Source organism: Streptomyces sp. PA03-5A (genome assembly GCF_033792725.1).
Lineage (GTDB): Bacteria > Actinomycetota > Actinomycetes > Streptomycetales > Streptomycetaceae > Actinacidiphila.
The window spans coordinates 251,137-271,099 of the sequence record NZ_JARAVL010000006.1; the positions used below are offsets into that span (position 1 = coordinate 251,137).

Annotated in this window: 18 protein-coding genes and 2 pseudogenes; 7 read left to right on the forward strand and 13 right to left on the reverse strand. The window is 72.2% G+C overall.

All coding sequences use genetic code 11. The annotated features are described in order from the left end of the window. Positions 1–13: 13 nt before the first annotated feature. On the forward strand, positions 14–490 hold the full coding sequence (locus PV410_RS09755; RefSeq protein WP_500323660.1) for a MarR family winged helix-turn-helix transcriptional regulator: 477 nt from the start codon (positions 14–16) through the stop codon (positions 488–490). A gap of 82 nt (positions 491–572) precedes the next feature. On the opposite strand, the gene PV410_RS09760 is transcribed toward PV410_RS09755, so the two are convergent. The 3 genes from PV410_RS09760 to PV410_RS09770 form a co-directional block, all read right to left on the reverse strand. Further along, the gene (locus PV410_RS09760; RefSeq protein ID WP_500323662.1) at positions 573–1,265 is read right to left on the reverse strand and encodes a hypothetical protein; all 693 of its coding nucleotides are present in this window, start codon (positions 1,263–1,265) and stop codon (positions 573–575) included. 376 nt (positions 1,266–1,641) lie between these two features. Further along, positions 1,642–2,247, reverse strand: coding sequence for a GOLPH3/VPS74 family protein (locus PV410_RS09765; RefSeq protein ID WP_500323663.1), 606 nt, complete (start codon positions 2,245–2,247; stop codon positions 1,642–1,644). A 114-nt stretch (positions 2,248–2,361) separates the two neighbouring features. Further along, entirely contained in the window at positions 2,362–2,820 is a 459-nt protein-coding gene (locus PV410_RS09770) for an RrF2 family transcriptional regulator (RefSeq protein WP_500323664.1), read from the reverse strand. Positions 2,821–3,139: 319 nt separating this feature from the next. Between PV410_RS09770 and PV410_RS09775 the strand changes: the two are divergent. After that, positions 3,140–4,157, forward strand: a pseudogene (locus tag PV410_RS09775) (RNA-guided endonuclease InsQ/TnpB family protein). Positions 4,158–4,170: 13 nt separating this feature from the next. Here the strand turns inward: PV410_RS09775 and PV410_RS09780 are convergent. The 4 genes and pseudogenes from PV410_RS09780 to PV410_RS09795 form a co-directional block, all read right to left on the reverse strand. After that, a complete protein-coding gene (locus PV410_RS09780) occupies positions 4,171–5,412 on the reverse strand; it encodes an acyl-CoA dehydrogenase family protein (RefSeq protein ID WP_500323716.1) in 1,242 nt (413 codons plus the stop codon). Positions 5,413–5,508: 96 nt separating this feature from the next. Continuing rightward, the gene (locus tag PV410_RS09785; RefSeq protein ID WP_500323717.1) at positions 5,509–6,585 is read right to left on the reverse strand and encodes a PP2C family protein-serine/threonine phosphatase; all 1,077 of its coding nucleotides are present in this window, start codon (positions 6,583–6,585) and stop codon (positions 5,509–5,511) included. A 187-nt stretch (positions 6,586–6,772) separates the two neighbouring features. Next, a complete protein-coding gene (locus PV410_RS09790; protein WP_500323666.1) occupies positions 6,773–7,519 on the reverse strand; it encodes a hypothetical protein in 747 nt (248 codons plus the stop codon). Positions 7,520–7,639: 120 nt separating this feature from the next. Next, positions 7,640–7,872, reverse strand: a pseudogene (locus PV410_RS09795) (IS5/IS1182 family transposase); the annotation flags it as partial. Between the two features lie 63 nt (positions 7,873–7,935). Here PV410_RS09795 and PV410_RS09800 point away from each other — a divergent pair. Beyond that, positions 7,936–8,967 carry an esterase-like activity of phytase family protein gene (locus tag PV410_RS09800; protein ID WP_500323667.1) on the forward strand — a complete coding sequence of 344 codons (1,032 nt, stop codon included), beginning with the start codon at positions 7,936–7,938 and terminating at the stop codon, positions 8,965–8,967. A gap of 218 nt (positions 8,968–9,185) precedes the next feature. Here PV410_RS09800 and PV410_RS09805 read toward each other — a convergent pair whose 3' ends face one another. Then, entirely contained in the window at positions 9,186–10,079 is an 894-nt protein-coding gene (locus PV410_RS09805) for a hypothetical protein (protein WP_500323669.1), read from the reverse strand. A gap of 251 nt (positions 10,080–10,330) precedes the next feature. On the opposite strand from PV410_RS09805, the gene PV410_RS09810 reads away from it, so the two are divergent. The 3 genes from PV410_RS09810 (at position 10,331) to PV410_RS09820 (ending at position 13,172) form a co-directional block, all read left to right on the forward strand. Beyond that, complete coding sequence (locus PV410_RS09810; RefSeq protein WP_500323671.1) at positions 10,331–10,924, forward strand: DinB family protein; 594 nt, start codon at positions 10,331–10,333, stop codon at positions 10,922–10,924. A gap of 39 nt (positions 10,925–10,963) precedes the next feature. Further along, positions 10,964–12,064: a M20 family metallopeptidase gene (locus tag PV410_RS09815; RefSeq protein WP_500323672.1), complete on the forward strand. Its 1,101-nt coding sequence runs from the start codon at positions 10,964–10,966 to the stop codon at positions 12,062–12,064. 124 nt (positions 12,065–12,188) lie between these two features. Further along, positions 12,189–13,172 carry an aldo/keto reductase gene (locus PV410_RS09820; RefSeq protein WP_500323674.1) on the forward strand — a complete coding sequence of 328 codons (984 nt, stop codon included), beginning with the start codon at positions 12,189–12,191 and terminating at the stop codon, positions 13,170–13,172. Between the two features lie 71 nt (positions 13,173–13,243). Here the strand turns inward: PV410_RS09820 and PV410_RS09825 are convergent, their stop codons facing one another. After that, positions 13,244–15,778 carry an alkaline phosphatase D family protein gene (locus tag PV410_RS09825; protein ID WP_500323675.1) on the reverse strand — a complete coding sequence of 845 codons (2,535 nt, stop codon included), beginning with the start codon at positions 15,776–15,778 and terminating at the stop codon, positions 13,244–13,246. 163 nt (positions 15,779–15,941) lie between these two features. Here PV410_RS09825 and PV410_RS09830 point away from each other — a divergent pair, with 163 nt between their 5' ends. Then, on the forward strand, positions 15,942–16,520 hold the full coding sequence (locus PV410_RS09830; RefSeq protein WP_500323676.1) for a P-loop NTPase family protein: 579 nt from the start codon (positions 15,942–15,944) through the stop codon (positions 16,518–16,520). A gap of 119 nt (positions 16,521–16,639) precedes the next feature. On the opposite strand, the gene PV410_RS09835 is transcribed toward PV410_RS09830, so the two are convergent. From PV410_RS09835 to PV410_RS09850, 4 genes are all read right to left on the reverse strand, one after another. Next, on the reverse strand, positions 16,640–17,026 hold the full coding sequence (locus tag PV410_RS09835) for a hypothetical protein (RefSeq protein WP_500323677.1): 387 nt from the start codon (positions 17,024–17,026) through the stop codon (positions 16,640–16,642). Positions 17,027–17,113: 87 nt separating this feature from the next. Further along, a complete protein-coding gene (locus PV410_RS09840) occupies positions 17,114–17,800 on the reverse strand; it encodes an NADPH-dependent F420 reductase (protein ID WP_500323678.1) in 687 nt (228 codons plus the stop codon). A gap of 71 nt (positions 17,801–17,871) precedes the next feature. Continuing rightward, on the reverse strand, positions 17,872–18,903 hold the full coding sequence (locus PV410_RS09845; protein ID WP_500323679.1) for an LLM class flavin-dependent oxidoreductase: 1,032 nt from the start codon (positions 18,901–18,903) through the stop codon (positions 17,872–17,874). Further along, a complete protein-coding gene (locus PV410_RS09850; RefSeq protein ID WP_500323680.1) occupies positions 18,896–19,945 on the reverse strand; it encodes an LLM class flavin-dependent oxidoreductase in 1,050 nt (349 codons plus the stop codon). Before PV410_RS09850 ends, PV410_RS09845 begins: the two co-directional genes overlap by 8 nt. Between the last annotated feature and the right edge of the window lie 18 nt (positions 19,946–19,963).

A 19,963-nucleotide genomic window follows, 5' to 3' on the forward strand; every position in this document is an offset into this window, starting at 1 on the left:
GTAAACTAGAGGTATGTCAGACGTCATGCCGCGGCAGGAAGCGGCCCCCGAGGCGATAGTGCCGCTCAGTCCCGACGAGGAAGCGGTCGTCCGGTCGCTGAGTCGTGTCATCTACGCCCTGCCTCGTGTCATGGACGCTGATCTGGTCCGCGAGCAGCGGCTCCCGCTCATCGAGTACCTGACACTGATGAACCTCTCCGAGGCGCCCGGTCGGCAGATGCGTATGAGCGACCTCGCCGGGGCCTGCGAACTGTCGGTCAGCGGGATGACGCGCGTCGTCCACCGGCTGGAGAACGACGGGCTCGTGCAGCGCGTCAAGTGCGCCGAGGACGCCCGCGGCTGGAACGCGGTCCTCACCGACGCCGGCCTCGCCCGCCTCAAGGAGGCGTGGCAGACCAACCTGATGTCCGTGCGCCGTCACTTCCTCGACCACCTCGAAGGCCTGGACCTCAAGGCGCTCGGCGCGGCCCTGAGGAACGTCGCCACCTGACCGCCCCGTACGGCCGAGGGGCCCACCCCGGCTCCCCGGCCGCTCCGCCGTGGCAGAGGCGTGCCCCTGCCACGGCGCCCGGTCAGGCCTTCGCCGCGACCGGCTCCCCGGCCTCGGACGCTGCCGCGCCCGCGCCGTCACCGGTGGTCCCGGCGGACGGCGTGACAGGGGTGTAGAAGACGCTGCCCTGACGGCGGGACCGCTCGGCGAGCCCCTTCGCGACCAACGCCTCCAGGGCGTTGCGCACGACGGGGGCGCTCGGGGCGGAGCGATCCGGATGCCGCTTGGCCAGTGCGTCGACGAACTCACTGACCATGCGCGGCTCTTCATCGGCGGTGAGGACGTCCGCGACGAGGCCGCGCAGGGTCGGCTTCTCCTTGTCGCGGGACTGCGCCGCCTTCTTGCCGGCCTTCCGGGCCTTGGCCCCGCCGGCCGGCTTCCGTGTGCGGGGCCGCGGGACGGCCCGGGGAGCACCCTCCTCCGGCGCCCCGGCCACGTCGGCGGCCGGAACCACCTCGGCGGGAACCTCCTCGGCCGGGACTTCTTCGGCCGGCACGGCATCGGCAGGTTCGTCGCGCGGGGCGACGCGGCGTCCACCGGTCGTCACGCTGCCCTGCAGCCGGGTCAGCCAGGCCCGCTCGTCCTCGAGCCGGGTCAGGCGGGCCTGGAGCCCGGCCACCTGCTCCCGGACCGCTTCCTGTTCCTTGGCGTTGTTCTCCAGGTCCTCTGCGAGACGCGCCGCATACCGGTCCTGAATGGTTGTGTTGTGGGACACGACAGCCGCTTCCTGGTGTATGGGATGTTGCTGCCGGATCGTACCCATCCTCCGCCCTCACCGTGCGGAACCGCCCCGTACTCAGCGAGTTGGGGCGGTGTTCACCGTGGGCGTCCCGGCCGAACGCCCCGCCGCCGAAGTCCCGTGCGGGGCAGGCCCGTGAGCGAGCCGGGAGAGACCTGCTCGACCCAACTCGACTTTTTTCCAGGCGTAGTTGAGATGCCTCTTCACGGTGCCGGGGTGCAGGTGCAGCGTCCGGCCCCGCGGTGGGGGAGGAGCCCTTGACGGGTGAACCCGCGTACGGTCAGGACAAGTTCGAGGGAACCCCACCGGGTGAGCCGCCGTTGACGGCCCTCCTGAGCCGCGGCCCCCGCCCTCAGGCCCGCCAGATGTTGTCGAAGGCCGCCTTCTCGATGTCCTTCCGCTGCCGCACCGACTGCAGTTCCTCGACGGCGTCGTGGACCGCGGCCAGCACCGTCTCCACGGCGTCGTCGCCGACGTCGGCGAGGTCGCCGGCGGTCCGGTCCCCGGGGACCCCGGCGGCGGAGGCGAGGGCGGCCAGCACGGGCTCCCCGGACGACCGGCGGCCGAGCGCCTCGCGGCGGACGGGGGAGTCCAGCAGCACCTGCTCCCCGGTGGCCCAGGGCCGCCACCGGGGGCGGCTCACGGCGGTCAGGCCGGTCGCCTGCAGCGCGCCGCGGTAGACCGAGGAGAGGTTGCGGCCCCTGCGCCACAGCCAGTCCTCGACCGACTCGTAGGGCTCCTGGTCGACGAGCGCCGACGCCGCCTGGTCCAGCAGGTGGTCACCGGTGGCCGGCCCGTGCGCCGGCACCAGGCGGTCACCGTCCAGGGTGACCGCCCGCGCTCCGAGGAGGTCGATCACCTCGGCCCCCGCGAGCGCGAGCGACAGGTCGCCCGGTTCGACGGGAGGGCTCGAAGGCGCATCCATGCTGACGATCATCAGGTCCTGCGGCGTGGTCATGGCGGCTCCCGTCGAAGAGATCAACAACGATACGTCGCCGCGGGCCGCCGTCCGCCGTTCCCGGCGCACGGCGAGCCGCCCCTCACGGTGCGTGCAGGTCCGGGCGGTGCCCGGTCAGGGGTTCGTCCAGGCGCTGGGGGCCTCCGTCAGGGCCAGGACGCCGCGCGGCAGTTCGGCCCCGGCGACGTCGGCGAGCGACACGCCTTCGAGGATCTCGCGCACGTTGGACCGCAGCGCGATCCACAGCGGCAGCAGCGACTCGGCGGGGCCCGTGTACGCCAGGTCCGGGGGGCGGACCCCGCGGACCGAGACGAGCGGTCCGTCGACGGCGCGGATGACGTCGGCGATGCTGATGGACCCGGCGGGCCTGGCCAGGCGGTAACCGCCGTTGCCGCCCCGCTGGCTGAGGACGAGACCGGCGCGGCGCATCTCGTTGAGGATGCCCTCGAGGAACTTGTGCGGGATGTCCTGGGCGGCGGCGATGGCCTCGGCCTTCATCGGCCCGGCCTCCGGTGACGCGGCGAGCTGCAGCGCGGCACGTACCGCGTAGTCCGCCCTGGCTGAGATCCGCATGGGCGCATTATCCCGTCGGGTGCCGGTGGTGTCGGTTCCGGGTCACTTTAGGATGCCCGGGCCTTCAGGCCGGAGAGGAAGGCGTCCTTTGGTTGGAGCCGCGATGCGGCGGAGTTGGCTGCCCATCTGTTGTGACCTGTGTTCTCTTTCGTTGTCGGTGGGCGCTGTTAGGTTCCGCAGCGTGACGGCGACAGCGACGGCGGAGCAGGGGTGCGGGCATGCCCGGTACACCTACAGGTTGCGTGTGTCGTCCACGGCGCGTGCCGGTCTGGAGGCGGAGTGGGCGCGGTGCCGGTGGGTGTGGAACGAGTGCGTGGCGGTGTCCCGCAAGGTCCACGGCCTGAACCAGACCGCCGGGCAGAAGATCACGTGCGGCCCCGCGTAGCTGGACAGGATGCTGACCGAGGCCCGGCGGTCGATGGCGTGGCTGCGGGCGGGCAGTTCGGTGTCGCAGCAGCAGGTCATCCGGGATTTCGCCAAGTCCCGGACCAAAGCGATCAAGGACATCGCGGCGCGGCTGCCGATGAGGCAGCGGGCCGGGATGCCCCGGATCAAGCGCAAGCGCGAGGCCGCACCGTCGCTGAACTACACCACCCGCGGTTCCCACGTCGGTACGCGTGTACCGGGACAGCCTCGGCCACTGGTACGCCTCGTTCGTCGTCGCCGTCCAGGTGCAGCCGCTGCCCGCCACCGGCGCGGTGATCGGTATCGACTGGGGCGTGCGTGAGACCGCGACCACGACCAGCGACGCCCACGACCTGCCGCACGCCCAGCACGGGAGGAATGCCGCGGCGAAACTGGCCCGCTACCAGAAGATGATGGCCCGCCGACGTACCCCGAAGAACAAGCGCGGCTACCGCAAGGCCCGCCGGGCCGCCGCGAAGGTGTCCAGGAAGATCGCCCGCCGGCGGCAGGACACTGCCCGCAAGTGGGCCGAGCGCGTCGTGCGCGACCACGACGTCATCGCGGTCGAGGACTTCCGGCCGAAGTTCCTCAGCCGGACCACCATGGCGCGCAAGGCGGCGGACGCCGCGATCGGCGCCACCAAGACGGCGCTGATCGAGATGGGCCGCAAGCACGGGTGGGACGTCCGCCTGGTGCATCCCGCGCACACCACCATGGACTGCGCGTCGTGCGGAGCGAGAACCAAGCACGCACTTCCTCTTTCGGAACGTACCTACACCTGCACCGCGTGCGGAGCCGTGTCTCCCAGGGACAAGAACTCCGCCCGCGTGATGCTGGTCCGGGCTGGTCTCAACCCGGCTGGTGCCGATCGTGTAAGCGCTGGCGGACCGCTGGTTCCCAGCCCACGTGAGCCAGGAATCCCCGTCCTTTAGGGCAGGGAGGATGTCAAACGGGCAGCGTGAACGGGGGGTGCGTGCCGTTGAGGAAGTAGTCCCCGACGTCGCGGAGGCGGGGGGCCACGGGCTCGTACAGGGTGTGGGTGCGCGCGTTGCGCCAGAAACGGTCCAGGCCCAGGCGCGCGGACGCGGAGCGGGGCCCGATGACGTCCAGGGCGCGCGTCGTGCTCTCCCGCACGGCGGTGGACGTCGCGACCTCGGCCACGGCCACGAGCGCCGAGATCTCCGCGCACTCCTCGTAGCCGAGGGCCTCCCCTCGGGCCAGGCCGCCCTCCAGTGCCTCCAGCGCTTGACCGGCGAGCGCGGAGGCGGAGCGGGTGAGGACGGTCAGCTCGCCGAACGCGGCGAGCACGTGGGGGTCCTGGGGCGATCCGGCCGGCCACTCCGGGTGCCACGGCCGCTGGCCCGCCCTGCTGTACTCACGGGCCTCGGCGAGCACGCCCTCGGCCGTGCCGAGCCGGAGCTGGACCGACATCAGACGCCCCAGCGGCGAGGCCAGCGAGGCCAGGGGCGGCAGGACCTCCTCCTCTGCGGAGAGCGAACCGAGCACCTCGTCGGCGGTGACCGCCACGGAGACGAACTCCACGCCGCCCCCGGCGGCGAGCCGCTGGCCGAAGGGATCGTCCTCCGCGCCGACCGCGACGCCGTGCCGGGCGGGGTCGACGGCGACGGCGAGCGGTTCCCCGGTGTCGGCCCGCGCGGCGCGCACGGCGATGCGGTCGGCGACGAGGACGCCCGTGACGTAGCTCTGCCGGCCTTCCAGCCGGTAGCCGCCCGTGGTCCTGGCCAGAGTCAGCGGCGGGTCCTGGCGGGCGAACCCACCGCCCCAGCACCACTGCCCGGCCGCGGAACGCCGTTCCAGCCCCGTGGGGGCCGAGGGCCCGGTGAGGAGCCGGGCGCTCCACGACACGAAGTAGTGCGTGCCGAGCAGTTGGGCGATCGCGGCGTCGGCCGCCGCGATCTCGCGGACCACGGCGTACGCCGTGGCCCAGTCCGCGCCCCCGCCGCCGGACCCGGCGGGCACCAGCAGCGGCAGCAGCCCCGCCTCGCGCAGCCGGGAGACCTCGTCGAACGGGGGCTTGCCGGCCTGGTCCCTGGCGACCGCGTCCGTGGCCAGGTCGTCCGCCGTCTCACGGGCCACCCGCAGCCAGTGCGCGCGGCCGGGCCCGGTCGGTTCCGGTTCCGGCTCCGGCGGCGGTGCGGAGCCGGACGGCGCGGTCTCAACGTCCAAGGGCGTCTGGGGCACGTTCCTCATCCTGCGCAGCCTGTCGGACCACCGTCAATGCTTTCCCATCAATTCAATAGGAAATACTCGGCGGCGACCGCATCACGGGGTGCCCGCGGCGGTCCTGCGGATGGCGATGCAGGCGATGTCGTCGTTGAGGCCGCCGTCGCTGTGGCGGAGGAGGGCCTGGTGAAGGAGGCGCAGGAACCCGGCCGGTGCGGTGGTGGCGGCCTGTCGGGTCCAGGCGGTGAGGGGGAAGAAGGCGCCGCCCGGGTCGCGGGTCTCGCTCACGCCGTCGGTGTAGAGCAGCAGCAGGTCGCCGACGGCCAGGGGAACGCGGTCGACGTGGTAGCCGGAGCCGACAAGTGCCGCCAGGTTGACCGGTGGTGAGGGGGCCACCGGTTCGATGGCCCGGGTGCGGCCGTCGTGCACCAGCAGGGCAGGCGGGTGCCCGCAGCTGAGCACGGAGGCATGGTCGGCTGCGGGCGGGATCTCCACGATGACGGCGGTGGCGAAGCGTTCGCAGTCGTCCTCGGCGGGCACCGCCGCGGAGTACCGGGTGATGGTGGTCTCCAGACGGTGCGCGAGGTGCGCCAGGTCGGGGGCCTCGTAGGCGGCCTCGTGGAAGGAGCCGAGGAGGGCGGCCGAAACCCCCACGGCGCGCAGGCCCTTGCCGCGGACGTCCCCGAGGATCAGGCGCAGGCCGTGGGGGGTGTCGGCCGCGGCGTAGAAGTCGCCCCCGATGCGCGCCTGGGGGGCCGCGGCGAGGTAGAGGGTCGCGATCTCCAGGTTCCTGATGCGTTCGGGTACCGGCCTGAGGAGGACCTCCTGCGTCGCGTCGGCGACGGCGCGGACCTGGGCGAGGGTGTGTTCGCGCTGCAGGCGCAGGTGGCTCGCGTAGGCGGCGGCCAGACCGACGGCGCCGATCGCCCCGGCGGTGTAGAGGGCGGACATGTCGGAGAAGGCCAGGGCGTAGCCGATGACCGGGAGCAGGCAGATCATCCCGAGCGTGAGGGTCGCCCGCACGGACCAGAGCGACGCGGCGAGCGCGGGCGCCGCCGGCAGCAGGCGGGTGAAGGGGACGTCCTGGGGGGTGAGGATCGCCAGGACCCCGATGACCGCGGTCAGGACGGCGGGGGACAGCAGAACGGGGTCCCGTCGCCGCAGGTTCGACCACATCGTCCGATACCGGGCCAGAGCGCTCATGGCTGGATCGTAGGCGATCCTTGATCGCACCCCTCGGGTGCGACATCTGATGCCGCGTCCGGCCCGGAACGCCCTTCGCGGGTCCGCGGAGGGCGCGCGTCCTTGGGCTGGTGTCCCCCACCTGCCGCGGTGTTCCGCCGGTGGGCCCTGCGCATATGGGTCAGAAGGGAGGTTCGAGATCGCCGCGGCCGTCGCTGTGCGGCCCCCGGTCCCAGGGCTCCGCCTGGAAAGGTTTGGGGCCGGGGACGTCGTAGCCCCACGTTTCAAGGGCCCTCCGGGCGACGCGGCGGTTGGGTTCGTGGCCGTTGGTGTCGAGGACGCGGCGCGCGTGCACGGTGAGGTGATCACGCTGCTCGGCGAGTGCGGGGTGTTCGGCGAGGATGAGCGCGGCGATGACGGCGGCTTCGCGCACGTTCTCGTGGCGGTCCTGCAGGAAGGGAGCAACGGCCCGGTAGACCATCGGGCGCAGGTCCCGGAAGGATGCCATGGTGGTGCCGCGGGTGAGGAAACCGGGGAACCACTGCTCGATGCGGCCGACGATCTCGTCGGAGGCGTCGTAGGCCGTGGAAACCAGCCAGTTCAACAGCGTCGCGCGGATGGGGACGTTGCGATAGGCACGGAGGTTCGCGGCCGCCGGGTGGGTGAGGATGCCGGCGACGTACAGGGCGACGGGTGCGGTGGCCTCGTAGATGGTGTTCTGGTGGTTGACCATCTCACCCAGCTCCGACAAAGCGGTGACCTGGATCTTGGGATCGGGCTCCAACAGTCGCGCGAGGACGTCGGGAAGGTCCTCGCCGCTCCCGAAAGCAGTTTGGAGCGAGCCCCAAGGGGTCTCCGCCAGGACCACCCGGTAGGGCGGCACGTCGGGCTCAACGGGCGCCCCGGCGCTGGAACGGCTCTCGTGCATGGGCCGAACCTAGACCAGGCCGCTGACACGATTCCCCTTGCGGGCCGGTCATTCGGACTGCGGTCCCGCGCGAGCTATGGGCGGGACGGCGCCCCGACTTCCGCTTCCGCGAGCGCATCGGACACCAAACAGCGGGGCGAACTGTCGCATCGTGAGGTGTGCGCGTCATCCGCCGCGACCGTCAGTATCCGGTCCTCCAGGGGGCGTCAGGGGCGGCCCGTGCTGACCGTGTCCTCGCCGTGGCCGCGCATCATCACTGGCTTGCCGGACCGCCGTGGACCCGGTCCGGCGAACAAGGCCATCCAGTAGGGTTCCGACGCCGTGATCACTCCCGCGCAGCAGGATCGCTCCATGGCGGCAACGCCTTCGCGCGCGGTAGTGGGGAATCGCTGGAACTTACTGCGAGAACATCCCAGGTGACGGGCACGGCCGAGAAGTCGGATGTGGAGGGTTTTCGACCCAATGCGAAGGGGTTCACGATGACCGAATTTTCTGAGGGTTCGGAGCCGAACGCCTGCTCCGCCTGGGCCGTTGTCGACTGGTTCTCCGATGCCCTCGACAAGACCTATTTCGAGGAGAAGTTCGTCGGCAACATGTCGGCCCTGGCGGTCAGCCCCGAGGGACGTGTGGCCGCCCTCGCGGACCGCTCCTTGCTCTTCCACCTGGACGCCGCCACCCACGAGCCCGTCGAAGTCGTGGCGCTGTACGACGAGAACGGGAAGGAGACGGACTTCGAGGCCCTGGTCTTCGATGAGGACGGCACGCTCCTGATCGCCTCCGAGGAGCCGGCCGTTCGTCGCTACACCCCGGAGGGAAAGTTCATCGACAGGCTGCCGGTGCCGGACAGCCTCCTCCTCGCGCCTGCGGGCCGGGCCGTGGTCAACGAGACCTTCGAGGGCCTCGCCATGCAGCCCGGCGGCCTCACCCTGGTGGCGTCGATGGAGGGTGCGCTGAGGGGTGACGAGAGCGCCTACGTGCGTTTCCAGGCGTGGAAACGCGAGACGACCGGCGACGAGTTCCGGATCGGCGTGCAGTGGGGCTACGTGCGAGACAAGGGCCTGTTGCTGTCGGACATCTGCGCGTCCGGTGACGGCAGGCTCCTCGTTCTGGAGCGAGGCTTCGACAAGAGCGTCGGCAATATCATCCGGGTCTATCTCGCCGACCCGCGCGAGGCGGACGACATCACCCACGTCGAGAAGCTGTCCGGCCAGGACGACGTTTCCCTGATGAACAAGACCCTGCTGGTCGACATGGTCAACTGCCCGCCGCTCGGAGCCACGAACAAGCAGTCGCAGGCCAACCCCCTGCTCGGCAACATCGAGGGCATGACGATCACCGGGACCGCCCCGGACGGCCGTTTGAAGGTTCTCATGGTCACTGACGACAACCAGAGCGCCATGCAGACCACCCGACTGTACGGGATGACCATACGGTTGCCCGAGCTCTGAGTCCCATGCGCCCGGTCCGGGAGCCGGCGTGCGGAGGCGGATGACATGGCATCGGGCACGGGTCCCGGCGCGGGGACGCCGCATCCGGACTCGACGGGAAAGGAGCCCCAGGCTGCTTGCCCGGGGCTTTCCGCTGGAGCGGGCGACGGGGATCGAACCCGCGCTGCGTCCGCCGGGTGGCGTGGGTGCCCCACGGCGCCCGGCGGACGCGAGCGGCGTCACTCCACGAAGTGGCCCGGGCCGACGACCTTCCACTGGCGGGTGTGCGGGTCCTCGATCGAGGTGTAGGGGGCCTGGAAGACCAGCACCTGCTCGGTGGAGCGCTTGATGGTCCACAGCTCGGGGGTCCTGCCGGAGCGGTCCCAGGCGATGGCCTGGCCCTCGACGTCGGGCAGCTTGACGGTCGCCACCCAGCGCAGGTCCGAGCCCTCGGACGGGACGTCCATCACGTAGGCCTCGTCGTAGTCGTGGCCGGTGATCCACAGCCGGCCGTCGGGGCCCCACGAACCTCCGGAGTTGCTCATGGGCCGGATCTTGTCCAGGAGTTCCTGCGGCAGCGTCCAGGCCTCCACGACGCGGAACCGGTCGTCGAGTTTGACGATCTGCGTGTTGTCGGTACCGCCGTACGGCTCCGTGGAGCCCGCCGGGGGCTTGTCGTAGTTGGCGAAGGCCGCCCACCACGCCCCGTCGTGCCGGTCCAGCCAGGTCAGCGAACCGCGGTCGATGCCGAAGCTGAAGGTGTCGACGTGCTTCATCGTCCGGGTGTCGAACACCTCGACGGAGCTCTTCTCGGGCGTGGTGTTGTAGTTCGAGGTCGCCGCGTACAGCTTGTCGCCGACCACGGTGGCGCTGTCCATGTGGATGATCGGGCCGTCGGCGTCGCCGACGAACTGCAGGAGAGGTCTGCCGGTCGCCTTGTCGTGCTTGGTGATGGTCTGGTTGTTGACGGCGTAGAAGTACTTCCGGTCGACGGCCACACCCTGCCGCGCGTCGAAGGCGGCGAAGGTGTGCCGGAGTTCGGCCGTGTACTCCGTGGGGGCCGCCTTGGCGACCGCCGTTTTCGCGACCGCCGGGGTCGAGGCCTCGGCGGATCCGAGGCCCGTGGCCGCCATGAGTGCCGCCGCCGCAAGGCAGGCTGCCGCGGCTGAAGCGATCTTGGTCCGTACGCGCATGGTTCCCCTCGGTGGATCCGGTGACAGGGCAGGGTTCGACCCTGACGCGGCCGGAGATCGTCCACGCGAACTCCGGGGGAGCGGAGGGTGAAGGACAGACCGCCGACCGCTGCGCACCGCCCGGCTTCTCCGCGTCCGCGACCGCCCGCGCACGGGGGCCGGTGTCGGTGCCGGGTGGGAGACTGCCCGGCATGATCGAACCGAATCCCAAGGCGGACCTCCTCCGGTACCTGCAGGACGCGCGGGACACCCTGCTGTGGAAGATGGACGGGCTGTCGGAGTACGACGTCCGCCGCCCCCTCACACCCACGGGGACGAACCTGCTGGGGCTGGTCAAGCACGCCGCCGGTGTGGAGCTTGGCTACCTCGGCGACACCTTCGGGCGGCCGTTCTTCGGTGCGGAGCGGCCCTCCTGGTACCGGGAGGACGCGGAGGCCAACGCGGACATGTGGGCCACGGCGGACGAGACGCGCGAGGAGATCACCGGGCTGTACCGCCGGGCCTGGGAGCACGCGGGCGCCACGATCGAGGAGCTGCCCCTCGACGCGGTCGGCCACGTCCCGTGGTGGCCGGAGGAACGCCGTGCGGTGACCCTCAACCACGTCCTGGTCCGCGTGATCGCGGACACCCAGCGGCACGCCGGCCACGCCGACATCCTCCGCGAGCTGATCGACGGCAGCGTCGGCTTCCTGCAGGGCAACGACAGCATCCCGTCGGACGACCGGGCCTGGTGGGAGGAGTACCGCGCCCGGCTCGAGCGCGTGGCACGCGAGGCCGGCAAGTGACCCGAGCGTGCCGGGCGGTGTGCTCACTACGCTGGCGGGATGACGATGCACAAGATCGGCCCCGTGAGTGTCGACGCGATGATCGAGGACCTCAGGACGCTCGTCGAGGTCGAGTCCCCCTCACGTGACGTCGACGCCCTGACGGCATCGGCCAAGGCCGTCGCCGGCGTCATCGAAAGGCGCCTCGGCGGTCAGGCCGTCTGCGTCGAGAGCCCGGTCGGGCCGCACGTCCGCTGGTCTTCCGGGGGCGACCCCAAGGTGCTGATCCTGGGACACCACGACACGGTGTTCCCGCTCGGCACCCTCGCACGGCGCCCGTTCACCGTCGCCGGCGGCCACGCCACCGGCCCCGGCGTCTTCGACATGCTGGGCGGTCTCGTGCAGGCCGTCCACGGTGTGGCGCTCCTGGAGGACCGGTCGGGCGTCGAGATCCTGGTGACCTGCGACGAGGAGGTCGGCTCCGCCCACTCCCTGGCCCTCATCGAGGAGCGGGCCCTCGCCTGCGGCGCCGTGCTCGTCTTCGAGGGCGCGGCCGAGGGCGGGGCGCTGAAGACGGGCCGCAAGGGCTGCGGCACGTTCGAGGTCACCGTCACCGGCCGCGCCTCGCACGCGGGACTGGAGCCCGAGGCCGGGGTCAACGCCCTCGTCGAGGCCGCGCACCAGGTGCTGGCCGTCGCGGCGCTCAGCCGGCCCGAGGCCGGTACGACCGTCACCCCGACCGTGGCGTCGGCGGGCACCGTCGACAACGTGGTGCCCGCCGAGGCGACCGTCGTCGCCGACGTACGGGTCGAGACGGCCGAGGAGAAGGAACGCGTCGAAGCCGGCTTCGCCGCTCTGACCCCGCACCTGGACGGAGCCGCCATCTCGGTCCGCGGCGGCGTCCGGCGGCCTCCGATGGCGGAGTCGGCGTCCGCGGCGCTCTTCGCCCTGGCGCAGCGGTTGCTGCCCGGCATCGAGGGCAGGGCCGTCGGCGGCGGGAGCGACGGCAACCACACCGCCGCGCTGGGAGTGCCGACCCTCGACGGTCTCGGAGCGGTCGGGGGCGGGGCGCACGCCGACCACGAGTACGTGGTCGTCGACGCCATGGCCGAACGGGCGACCCTCGTCGCCGGCCTGGTGCACGCCATCCGGAACGCGTAGCCGCGGGGCCCTGTCGCCGCCGGTGTCACGGACACGGGAGCTGTCCGGTCATGCAGGTAGCTGACGACCGCCGTGCGCGCCGGCGCACCGGGGCGGATCGACACCACTGCGGGAGGGAATGGCGATGCGGACGGTGGACCTCGGCGGTCAGGGACTGCGCGTGCCGGTGCAGGGCCTGGGTGCGATGGGGATGAGCGTGGACTACGGTGCGGGGGACGAGCGGGAGTCCGTGATCACCCTCAACCGCGCGGTCGACCTGGGCGTCACGTTCATCGACACGGCCGAGTCCTACGGCCCCTTCGAGAACGAGAGGCTGATCGCCCGCGCCCTCGGACACCGCCGGGACGAGGTCATCCTGTCGACGAAGTTCGGCCTCGACTTCGCCGACGACGGTACGCCCGGTCCCCTCGACGGCCGTCCGGAGCACGTCCGCCGGGCCGTGGAGCGTTCGCTGCGCCACCTGGGCACGGACGTGATCGACCTCTACTTCATGCACCGGGTCGATCCGGGGACGCCCGTCGAGGACACCATCGGCGCGATGGGCGAACTGGTCACCGCCGGCAAGGTCCGCTACATCGGGCTCTCCGAGGTCTCCTCGGAGACCATCCGCCGGGCCCATGCCGTCCACCCCCTCACCGCGGTCCAGTCGGAGATGTCGCTGTTCACCCAGGACCTGCTGGACAACGGCCGCAAGGCGACGATGGACGAACTGGGCATCGGCCTGGTCGCCTCCTCGCCCATGGGCCGCGGCTTCCTCAGCGGGGCCATCCGCAGCGTCGACGACCTGGCGCCGGACGACGCGCGGCGCGGACTGCCCCGCTTCTCGCCGGAGAACATCGCCGCGAACCTCGCCCTGGTCGAGCGCGTACGCGAGATCGCCGAGGCGCGCGGTGCGACACCGGGCCAGGTCGCGCTCGCCTGGGTCAACGCGCAGGGGGCCGTCGCCATCCCCGGTACGAAGCGGCGGAAGTACCTCGAGGAGAACGCCGCGGCGGCCGACCTCGTCCTGTCGCGGGACGAACGCGCCGCGCTCGGAGCCGCCGTCCCGGCCCGGGAGGTGAGCGGCGCGCGCTACACCGCGCGGGCGCTGGAGTCCACCAACCGCTGACGACCGACCGAGCGCCGCGGCGGCGGTCCCCGCGACCGGGGGACCGCCGCCGCGGCGGCTCCGTGCCCGGATCAGAGCCCGGCGAGCACCGCGAACGGGTCGGCCGCGCCGCCGTTGTCGACGGCGGCGATCCGCCGCCGCAGGGTGAACGCGGCGCCCGGTTCGATCGTCACCTGACGCTGGGTCATCGCCCATATCCCGCAGGCGTACACGGTGAAGCCAGGCTCGTCGTAGAGCAGCCCGTACGTCTGACCGTCGGAACCGGTCATGCCCACCCACGGCGCCGTCGGCTCGAAGTCGGCCGGGGCGGAGGCGGTCACGGTGCCGTGCCCCGCGACGCCGCTGCGCTGGCCGGCGCCGTCGTGGTCCAGCACGTCGCCCAGCCAGAAGGTGCGGGACTGCGTTCCCCGGTTGGTGAAGACGCTCTCAGCGGTCACCCAGGGCTCGCCGTCGCCGATCGTGAACGTCGTGACCACCTCGACGTCGGGGACCTGGGTGCTCGCCCCGGTGGCGCGCGCGGAGGCGACCGGGCCGCCCGCGGCGAGCACCTCCAGGGCGGTGGACCGCACGGTCAGCTGCTGCCAGGCGCTGCTCCCGCGCGGCCGGGCCGCCGAGGCGTACGGCAGGTTCATCCAGTCCAGCTGGTCGAGGTGACCCACGGCCGCAAGGTCCAGCGGCTTGCCCAGGGTGACCCCGGACAGCTGGGGGTCCTGGGAGCCCGCGGAGACGGCCAGCGACAGCATGCCGTTGGACAGCGTGACGTCCGTGGCCGCCGCCTGCGACTGCGGCCCGGGCACCGCACGGCCGGTGCCGGCCCGTACGGCGGCACGCGTCAGGGCCACGTCGCCCCGGGTCTGCGCGCCCGCGCGCACGGTGGCCGTGGCGGTCGCCGGTTCGTAGCCGACGCCGCCCACGGCGACCGCGTACTGTCCGGGCGGCGCGAAGGCCAGGTACTCGCCGGTGGTGTCGGTGGTGACGGCCGCGAACCGGGTGCCGTCCGCCGCCGTGACCGTCACCTGGACGTTGGCGAGCGGCTTGCCGGTGACCTTGTCGGTGATCCGGCCGACCAGTCCGTCGCCGGCGTCGATCCGCCGGGCCCCGGGGCGCCCGTCGCACACTTCGAAGGCGGCGATGGTGAAGGCCGGGGAGGCCGCATCGTCGCCCTTGAGGACGATGCGCAGGTCGGCGCGCCACCGGTCGCGGGTCACGTCGCACATCACGTAGCCGCGGTAGGTGCCGTTGTAGAACTTCACGTGCGGGTTGGCGACGAGACCCGCCCGGACGTCGGCGTCCCAGCCGGCGCCGGAGGAGATCGACGTGCCGACGAACTCGGTGGCGACGACCGGCGCGTGCGGGTCGTCGAAGTCGGTCTTGAGGTCGTTGACCCAGTGGGTGTGCCAGTCGCCGCTGAGCACCACCGGGTTGGCGACGTCACGGTCGGCGAGGAAGTCGAGGATACGGGCGCGGGCACCCGCGTACCCGTCCCACTGGTCGAGGTTGACGATCTTCCCCGGGCCGAGGTCGTAGTCGAAGGCGGCCATGATGGTCTGCTGGGCGATGACGTTCCACCGGGCCTTGGAGCGGTCCAGGTTGCCGAGCAGCCACTTCTCCTGCTCCGGGCCGGTCATCGTGCGCTCCGGGTTCCAGACCTCGGGGCCCGGTTCCTTGCGGCCGTCCCCGTACGCCTGGTCGGTGCGGTACTGGCGGGTGTCGAGGACGCTGAACTCGGCGAGCTTCCCGAACCGCACCTGACGGTACATCAGCGCGTCCGGGCCGGTGGGCCGCTGCTCGGGCCGCAGTGGCAGGTGCTCGTAGTACGCCTGGTAGCCGTTGGCCCGGCGCTCCAGGAAGGGACGGCCGTCACCGGCGCCACCCGGCACGTCGGCCGCGTAGTTGTTCTGGACCTCGTGGTCGTCCCAGGTGACGAAGAACGGGAACCGGGCGTGGGCCGCCCGCAGTTCGGGCGAGGTCTTGTACAGGGCGTGCAGCCGGCGGAACTCGGTGAGGCCGCCGTCGGTCGTCTCGTAGATGTAGTCGCCGAGGTGGAGGACGAAGTCGAGGTCCTGCTCCGCCAGGTCCCGGTAGGCGGGGTAGGCACCGCCCGTCCACGACTGGCACGACACGAACGCGAACCGCAGCCGCTCGGCCTTCGCCCCGGGCGACGGCATGGTCCGCGTGCGGCCGGTGCGGCTGCGGACCTCGCCGTACTGGAAGCGGTACCAGTACCAGCGGTCGGGGGCCAGGTCGTCGACGACGACGTGCACGGTGTGCGCGGACTCGGGCAGCGCCGTCACCGCGCCGCTCGCGACGACCTTCCGGAAGGACTCGTCCTTCGCGACCTCCCACCGCACCTCGACGGGCGTCGCGGGCATGCCGCCGGTCTCCGCGTCGAGCGGGTCGGGCACCAGGCGGGTCCACAGCACGACGCTGTGGTGGTCCGGGTCGCCGGAGGCGACGCCGAGGGAGAAGGGCGCGGGGTCCAGTTCCGCGGCGCGCGCGGAGAGCGCCTGGGTCAACTGGCCCGCGGCCAGGACCCCGAAGGTGCCCCCGGCGAGGGCGAGGAAACGGCGTCGGTCGAGGGTGCGCAGTGCAGGGGTGGTGGTCACGTCCCAAGATCGTGCAGCAGCCGTACGGCCGGGCGGGTGTCGCTGCGGGGAAGGGACGGTGTCCAGTACATGTCGGGCGCGGGCGGTGTCGGGCCGTCGGCGTCGTTCGACGGGCGGGGTGCCCCGGCGCGGTGGCCGGCGGCGGCGTTGCTACCGTGGCGGCGTGCCACTCCTGGGACCGGCTGACCCACTGCCCCACCGACCGCGGCGGGTGCTCGTCGCCGGCACGTCCGGCGCGGGCAAGACGACGCTCGCCGCCCGTGTCGCCGCCGCGCTGCATGTGCCGCACGTGGAGATCGACGCGCTCTTCCACGGCCCCGGCTGGACCAGGCGCCCCTCGTTCGAGGCCGACGTCCACCACTTCAGCGCCGGGCCCGGCTGGGTGACCGAGTGGCAGTACGGCTCGGTGCGCGCCCACCTCGCCGCCCGCGCCGACGTGCTGCTCTGGCTGGACCTTCCCCGGCGCCGCGTCATGCGCCAGGTGATCCGGCGCACCCTGGTGCGTCGCCTTCGCCGGCAGCGGCTGTGGAACGGCAACGTCGAGCCGCCCCTGTGGACGATCCTCACCGACCCCGAGCACATCGTCCGCTGGGCGTGGACCACCCACGGCAAGACGGCGGCGCGGGTGTCCCAACTGCTGCACGAACGGCCGGAGTTGACCGTGGTGCGCATCCGGAGCCACATCGAGGCGGCCCGCTGGGAGGACGGGCCGCTGCGGGACTCCGTCGTCACGCGGCCGTAGGACTGTCACCGAGCCGTGGTCATGGGGTCACGGTTCGTCTCAGCAGGCCAACTCATAGTCTGAGCACGCCAGTTGGCGCACCATGGCATGTGCGCGCGGCAAGCGGCGGTCGCCGGTCGTCAAGACGGTGCGAAGAGTGCGAAGGGGTGGGTGGGAGTGGGCTTACGCAGACCGGTGCTGCTGGCGGCGGCAGGGGCGCTGCTGCTGGCGGGGTGCACGAGTGAGGGGAAGCAGGGCGAGGGCGCCAAGACGCCGTCGGGGGCGAGCCCGAGTGGACGGAGCACCCAGAGCCCGGCCCCCTCGGCGTCGGCGGTGAACGACCCGTACACGCTGGCCGAGAGCGCGGCACCGCCCCACAGCTCCTGCTCGGCCTCCTCCGCCGTCTCCTGCTCCGGGGAGGTCAACGCCCGCAGCAGGGCGGGGACATCACCGGCGGGACCGTAGGCATGGTGCAGCTCCGCCCAGGCGACGCGGTCCAGTTCGGCGAACACGGTGTCGAGATCCATACGGCGGATCGTGTCACGGGGGTCCGACAACGCAGCGCCCGGGCGGGAGGCCGTCGCCTTCCGCCCGGGCCCTGCGGTCCCGGCCGCCTACGCGCGCGCCGCCGCGACGCTGCGCCCGCGGTCGGTCTCCGGGAAGCGGCCGAGCATGGCCCGCAGTTCGCCGCTGTCGACGTTGGCGCCGAAGGGCTCGGTGCCCGGTTCCAGGCGGACGCCCTCGGCGAGCGGGCCGGCCACGACGGGCTCAAAGCCGAGCGCGTCCACCAGGCCGGCGACCTCGGCGAGGTCGTCGGGGTCGTCGCCGGCGATGGCGATTGCCTTGCGGCCGGGCGTCCCGGCGGGCCGGGCCCCGTCCTCCAGGTCGTGGTAGCCCATGTGGTTGAACGCCTTCACCACCCGCGAATCCGGCAGGAACGCCTGGACGGTCTCGCTCGACGACGTACGCGGATCGGTGAGGTCGTCGCGTATGCCGTCGACCTCCCACCAGTAGTTCATCGCGTCGATCACGAGCTTGCCGCGCAGCGCCTCGGCCGGGACGGTGCGGTACTTGCCCAGGGGGAGGGCGAGGACCGCGAGGTCGGCCCGGGCCGCGGCCTCCGCGGCGGTGACCGCGACCGCGCCCGGGGTGAGGACCTCCACCGTGAGCGCGATGGCGGCGGGGTCGCCCGAGCCCGCGATCAGCACGCGGTGGCCCGCGGCCAGGGCCAGCCGGGCCAGTACGGTCCCGACCTTGCCCGCGCCCAGGATGCCGATCGTGCGCACGCCCTCGGTGTTCATCGTGTGGTCTCCGTTCCTTGGGTTCCGTTCCGGCGTCCGCGTCGGCGTCGGTGTCGGTGTCGGTGTCGGCGTCAGTCCGCGAGGATGTCGCGGACCATGGGGATCACCTTCGTGCCGAAGAGCTCGACGGCACGCATGCGGGCGGCGACCGGCTGGGGGCCCACGGTGTAGATCAGGTCGAACCGGCCGACGCCGAGGTCGCCGACGGCCTGGGCGATCTTGCGGGCGACCGTCTCGGGCGACCCGATGTAGAGGGAGCCGTGCTCGATCTCCGCGTCGTACTCCTCGCGACGGACGGGGGTCCAGCCGCGCAGCTTGCCGATGCGGTCGCGCATCACCTTGTAGCCCGGCCAGAACCCCTCCCGGGCCTCCTCGTCGGTGTCCGCGACGAAACCGGGGGAGTGCATCCCCACCGGGTGGGCGGTCGTCCCGAACTGGTCGGCGGCGCGCCGGTACAGGTCGATGTAGGGCGCGAAGCGCGTGGGGGAGCCGCCGATGATGGCGAGCATGAGCGGGAGGCCGTAGCGCGCGGTGCGGACGACGGACTGGGGCGAGCCGCCCACGCCCACCCAGGTCTTCAGCCGGCCGGACTCGGTCTTGGGGAAGACGTCGGCGTCCTTCAGCGGCGCCCGCGTGGTGCCGCTCCAGGTCACCGGCTTCTCGTCGAGGAGCTTCGCGAAGAGCTCGATCTTCTCCTCGAAGAGCACGTCGTAGTCACTGAGGTCGTACCCGAACAGCGGGAAGGACTCGGTGAAGGAGCCGCGGCCCAGGATCACCTCGGCCCGCCCCCGCGAGAGGGCGTCGACGGTCGCGAAGCGCTGGAAGACCCGGACGGGGTCGTCGGAGCTGAGCACGGTCACGCCGGAGGCGAGCCTGATCCGCTCGGTGCGCGTGGCGATCCCGGCGAGCACGGTCTCGGGGGTCGACACGGAGTACTCGGGGCGGTGGTGCTCGCCGAGCGCGATGACGTCGACGCCGATCTGGTCCGCCAGGACGGCCTCGTCGAGCACCTGCCGGATCGCCGCGGCGTGGGAGACGGGGGCACCGGTGCCATCCACCGGCACGTCGCCGAACGTGTCGAGGCCGAATTCGAGGTCAGACATCAGAGGGTTCCTTCGTGAGCAGTTCACGCACCATCGGGGCCACTTCCCGGCCCAGGAGCTCGATGGTGCGGGCGCGGGCCTGGCGGGGCAGGTGCATGATGTCGTACTTGAGGTCGAAGCGGTCCAGGTGGAGGTCGCGGGCGACCCGGGCGATCTTGCGGGCGACGGTCTCGGGGGAGCCGACGAACAGCGCGCCGTCGACGAGTTCCGCCCGGTAGCGCTCGTAGCTGGGCTTGTAGAAGCCGCGCTCCTCCGAGATCGCGGCCACGACCGGCTCCCAGTACCGCCACCAGGTCTCGACCGCCTCTTCGTCGGTGTCGGCGACCAGGCCCAGGGAGTGCTGTCCGATGGGCTGGGCGGGGTGCCCGTACTGCTGGAGCGCCCGCTGGTAGAGGTCGACGTGGCCGGCGAAGCGCTGCGGGCGGCCACCGATGATCGCCAGCATCAGCGGCAGGCCGTACCGGGCGGCACGGATCGTGGAGTTGGGGCTGCCGCCCACGCCGATCCAGGTGGGGATGCCGCCCTTGCGCATGCGGGGGCGCAGGTGCTGGTCGGTCAGCGGGGACCGGACGGTGCCGGACCAGGTGACCGTCTCCTCCTGCTGCAGGCGCATGAACAGTTCGAGCTTCTCGTCGAAGAGCCGGTCGTAGTCGGCCATGTCGTGGCCGAACAGGGCGAAGGACTCGGTGACCGAGGCCCGGCCGAGGACGAGTTGGGCGCGGCCGTCCGACACCGCGTCCAGGGTGGAGAACGCGTGGTAGAGCCGTACGGGGTCGTTGGTGCTGAGCACGGTCACCGAGGTGCCGAGCTTGATGCGCTCGGTGGCGGTGGCCATCGCGGAGAGCAGGACGGGGGTGGCGGTGTCCATGTGCCCGGCCCGGTAGTGCTCGCCGACGCTGAAGACGTCGAGTCCCGCGGCGTCGGCGAGCGCGGCCTCCTCGACGAGCAGCCGGACGGTCTCGGCGTCGCCGAGCACGCGGCCGTCGTCCGTCGCGATCTCTCCGAACGAGTTCAGACCCAGTTCGAAGGCAGTGGGCGTCATGGTCCCCTCCTCCCGCCT

What these genes read in the sequence shown, in the direction of transcription:
- PV410_RS09850 (WP_500323680.1), bottom strand. Translation starts at nt 19,945, where the DNA reads ATGACGCCCACTGCCTTCGAACTGGGTCTGAACTCGTTCGGAGAGATC.
- PV410_RS09820 (WP_500323674.1), top strand. Translation starts at nt 12,189, where the DNA reads ATGCGGACGGTGGACCTCGGCGGTCAGGGACTGCGCGTGCCGGTGCAG.
- PV410_RS09765 (WP_500323663.1), bottom strand. Translation starts at nt 2,247, where the DNA reads ATGACCACGCCGCAGGACCTGATGATCGTCAGCATGGATGCGCCTTCG.
- PV410_RS09785 (WP_500323717.1), bottom strand. Translation starts at nt 6,585, where the DNA reads ATGTGGTCGAACCTGCGGCGACGGGACCCCGTTCTGCTGTCCCCCGCC.
- PV410_RS09810 (WP_500323671.1), top strand. Translation starts at nt 10,331, where the DNA reads ATGATCGAACCGAATCCCAAGGCGGACCTCCTCCGGTACCTGCAGGAC.
- PV410_RS09835 (WP_500323677.1), bottom strand. Translation starts at nt 17,026, where the DNA reads ATGGATCTCGACACCGTGTTCGCCGAACTGGACCGCGTCGCCTGGGCG.
- PV410_RS09845 (WP_500323679.1), bottom strand. Translation starts at nt 18,903, where the DNA reads ATGTCTGACCTCGAATTCGGCCTCGACACGTTCGGCGACGTGCCGGTG.
- PV410_RS09840 (WP_500323678.1), bottom strand. Translation starts at nt 17,800, where the DNA reads ATGAACACCGAGGGCGTGCGCACGATCGGCATCCTGGGCGCGGGCAAG.
- PV410_RS09815 (WP_500323672.1), top strand. Translation starts at nt 10,964, where the DNA reads ATGACGATGCACAAGATCGGCCCCGTGAGTGTCGACGCGATGATCGAG.
- PV410_RS09755 (WP_500323660.1), top strand. Translation starts at nt 14, where the DNA reads ATGTCAGACGTCATGCCGCGGCAGGAAGCGGCCCCCGAGGCGATAGTG.
- PV410_RS09805 (WP_500323669.1), bottom strand. Translation starts at nt 10,079, where the DNA reads ATGGCGGCCACGGGCCTCGGATCCGCCGAGGCCTCGACCCCGGCGGTC.
- PV410_RS09790 (WP_500323666.1), bottom strand. Translation starts at nt 7,519, where the DNA reads ATGCACGAGAGCCGTTCCAGCGCCGGGGCGCCCGTTGAGCCCGACGTG.
- PV410_RS09770 (WP_500323664.1), bottom strand. Translation starts at nt 2,820, where the DNA reads ATGCGGATCTCAGCCAGGGCGGACTACGCGGTACGTGCCGCGCTGCAG.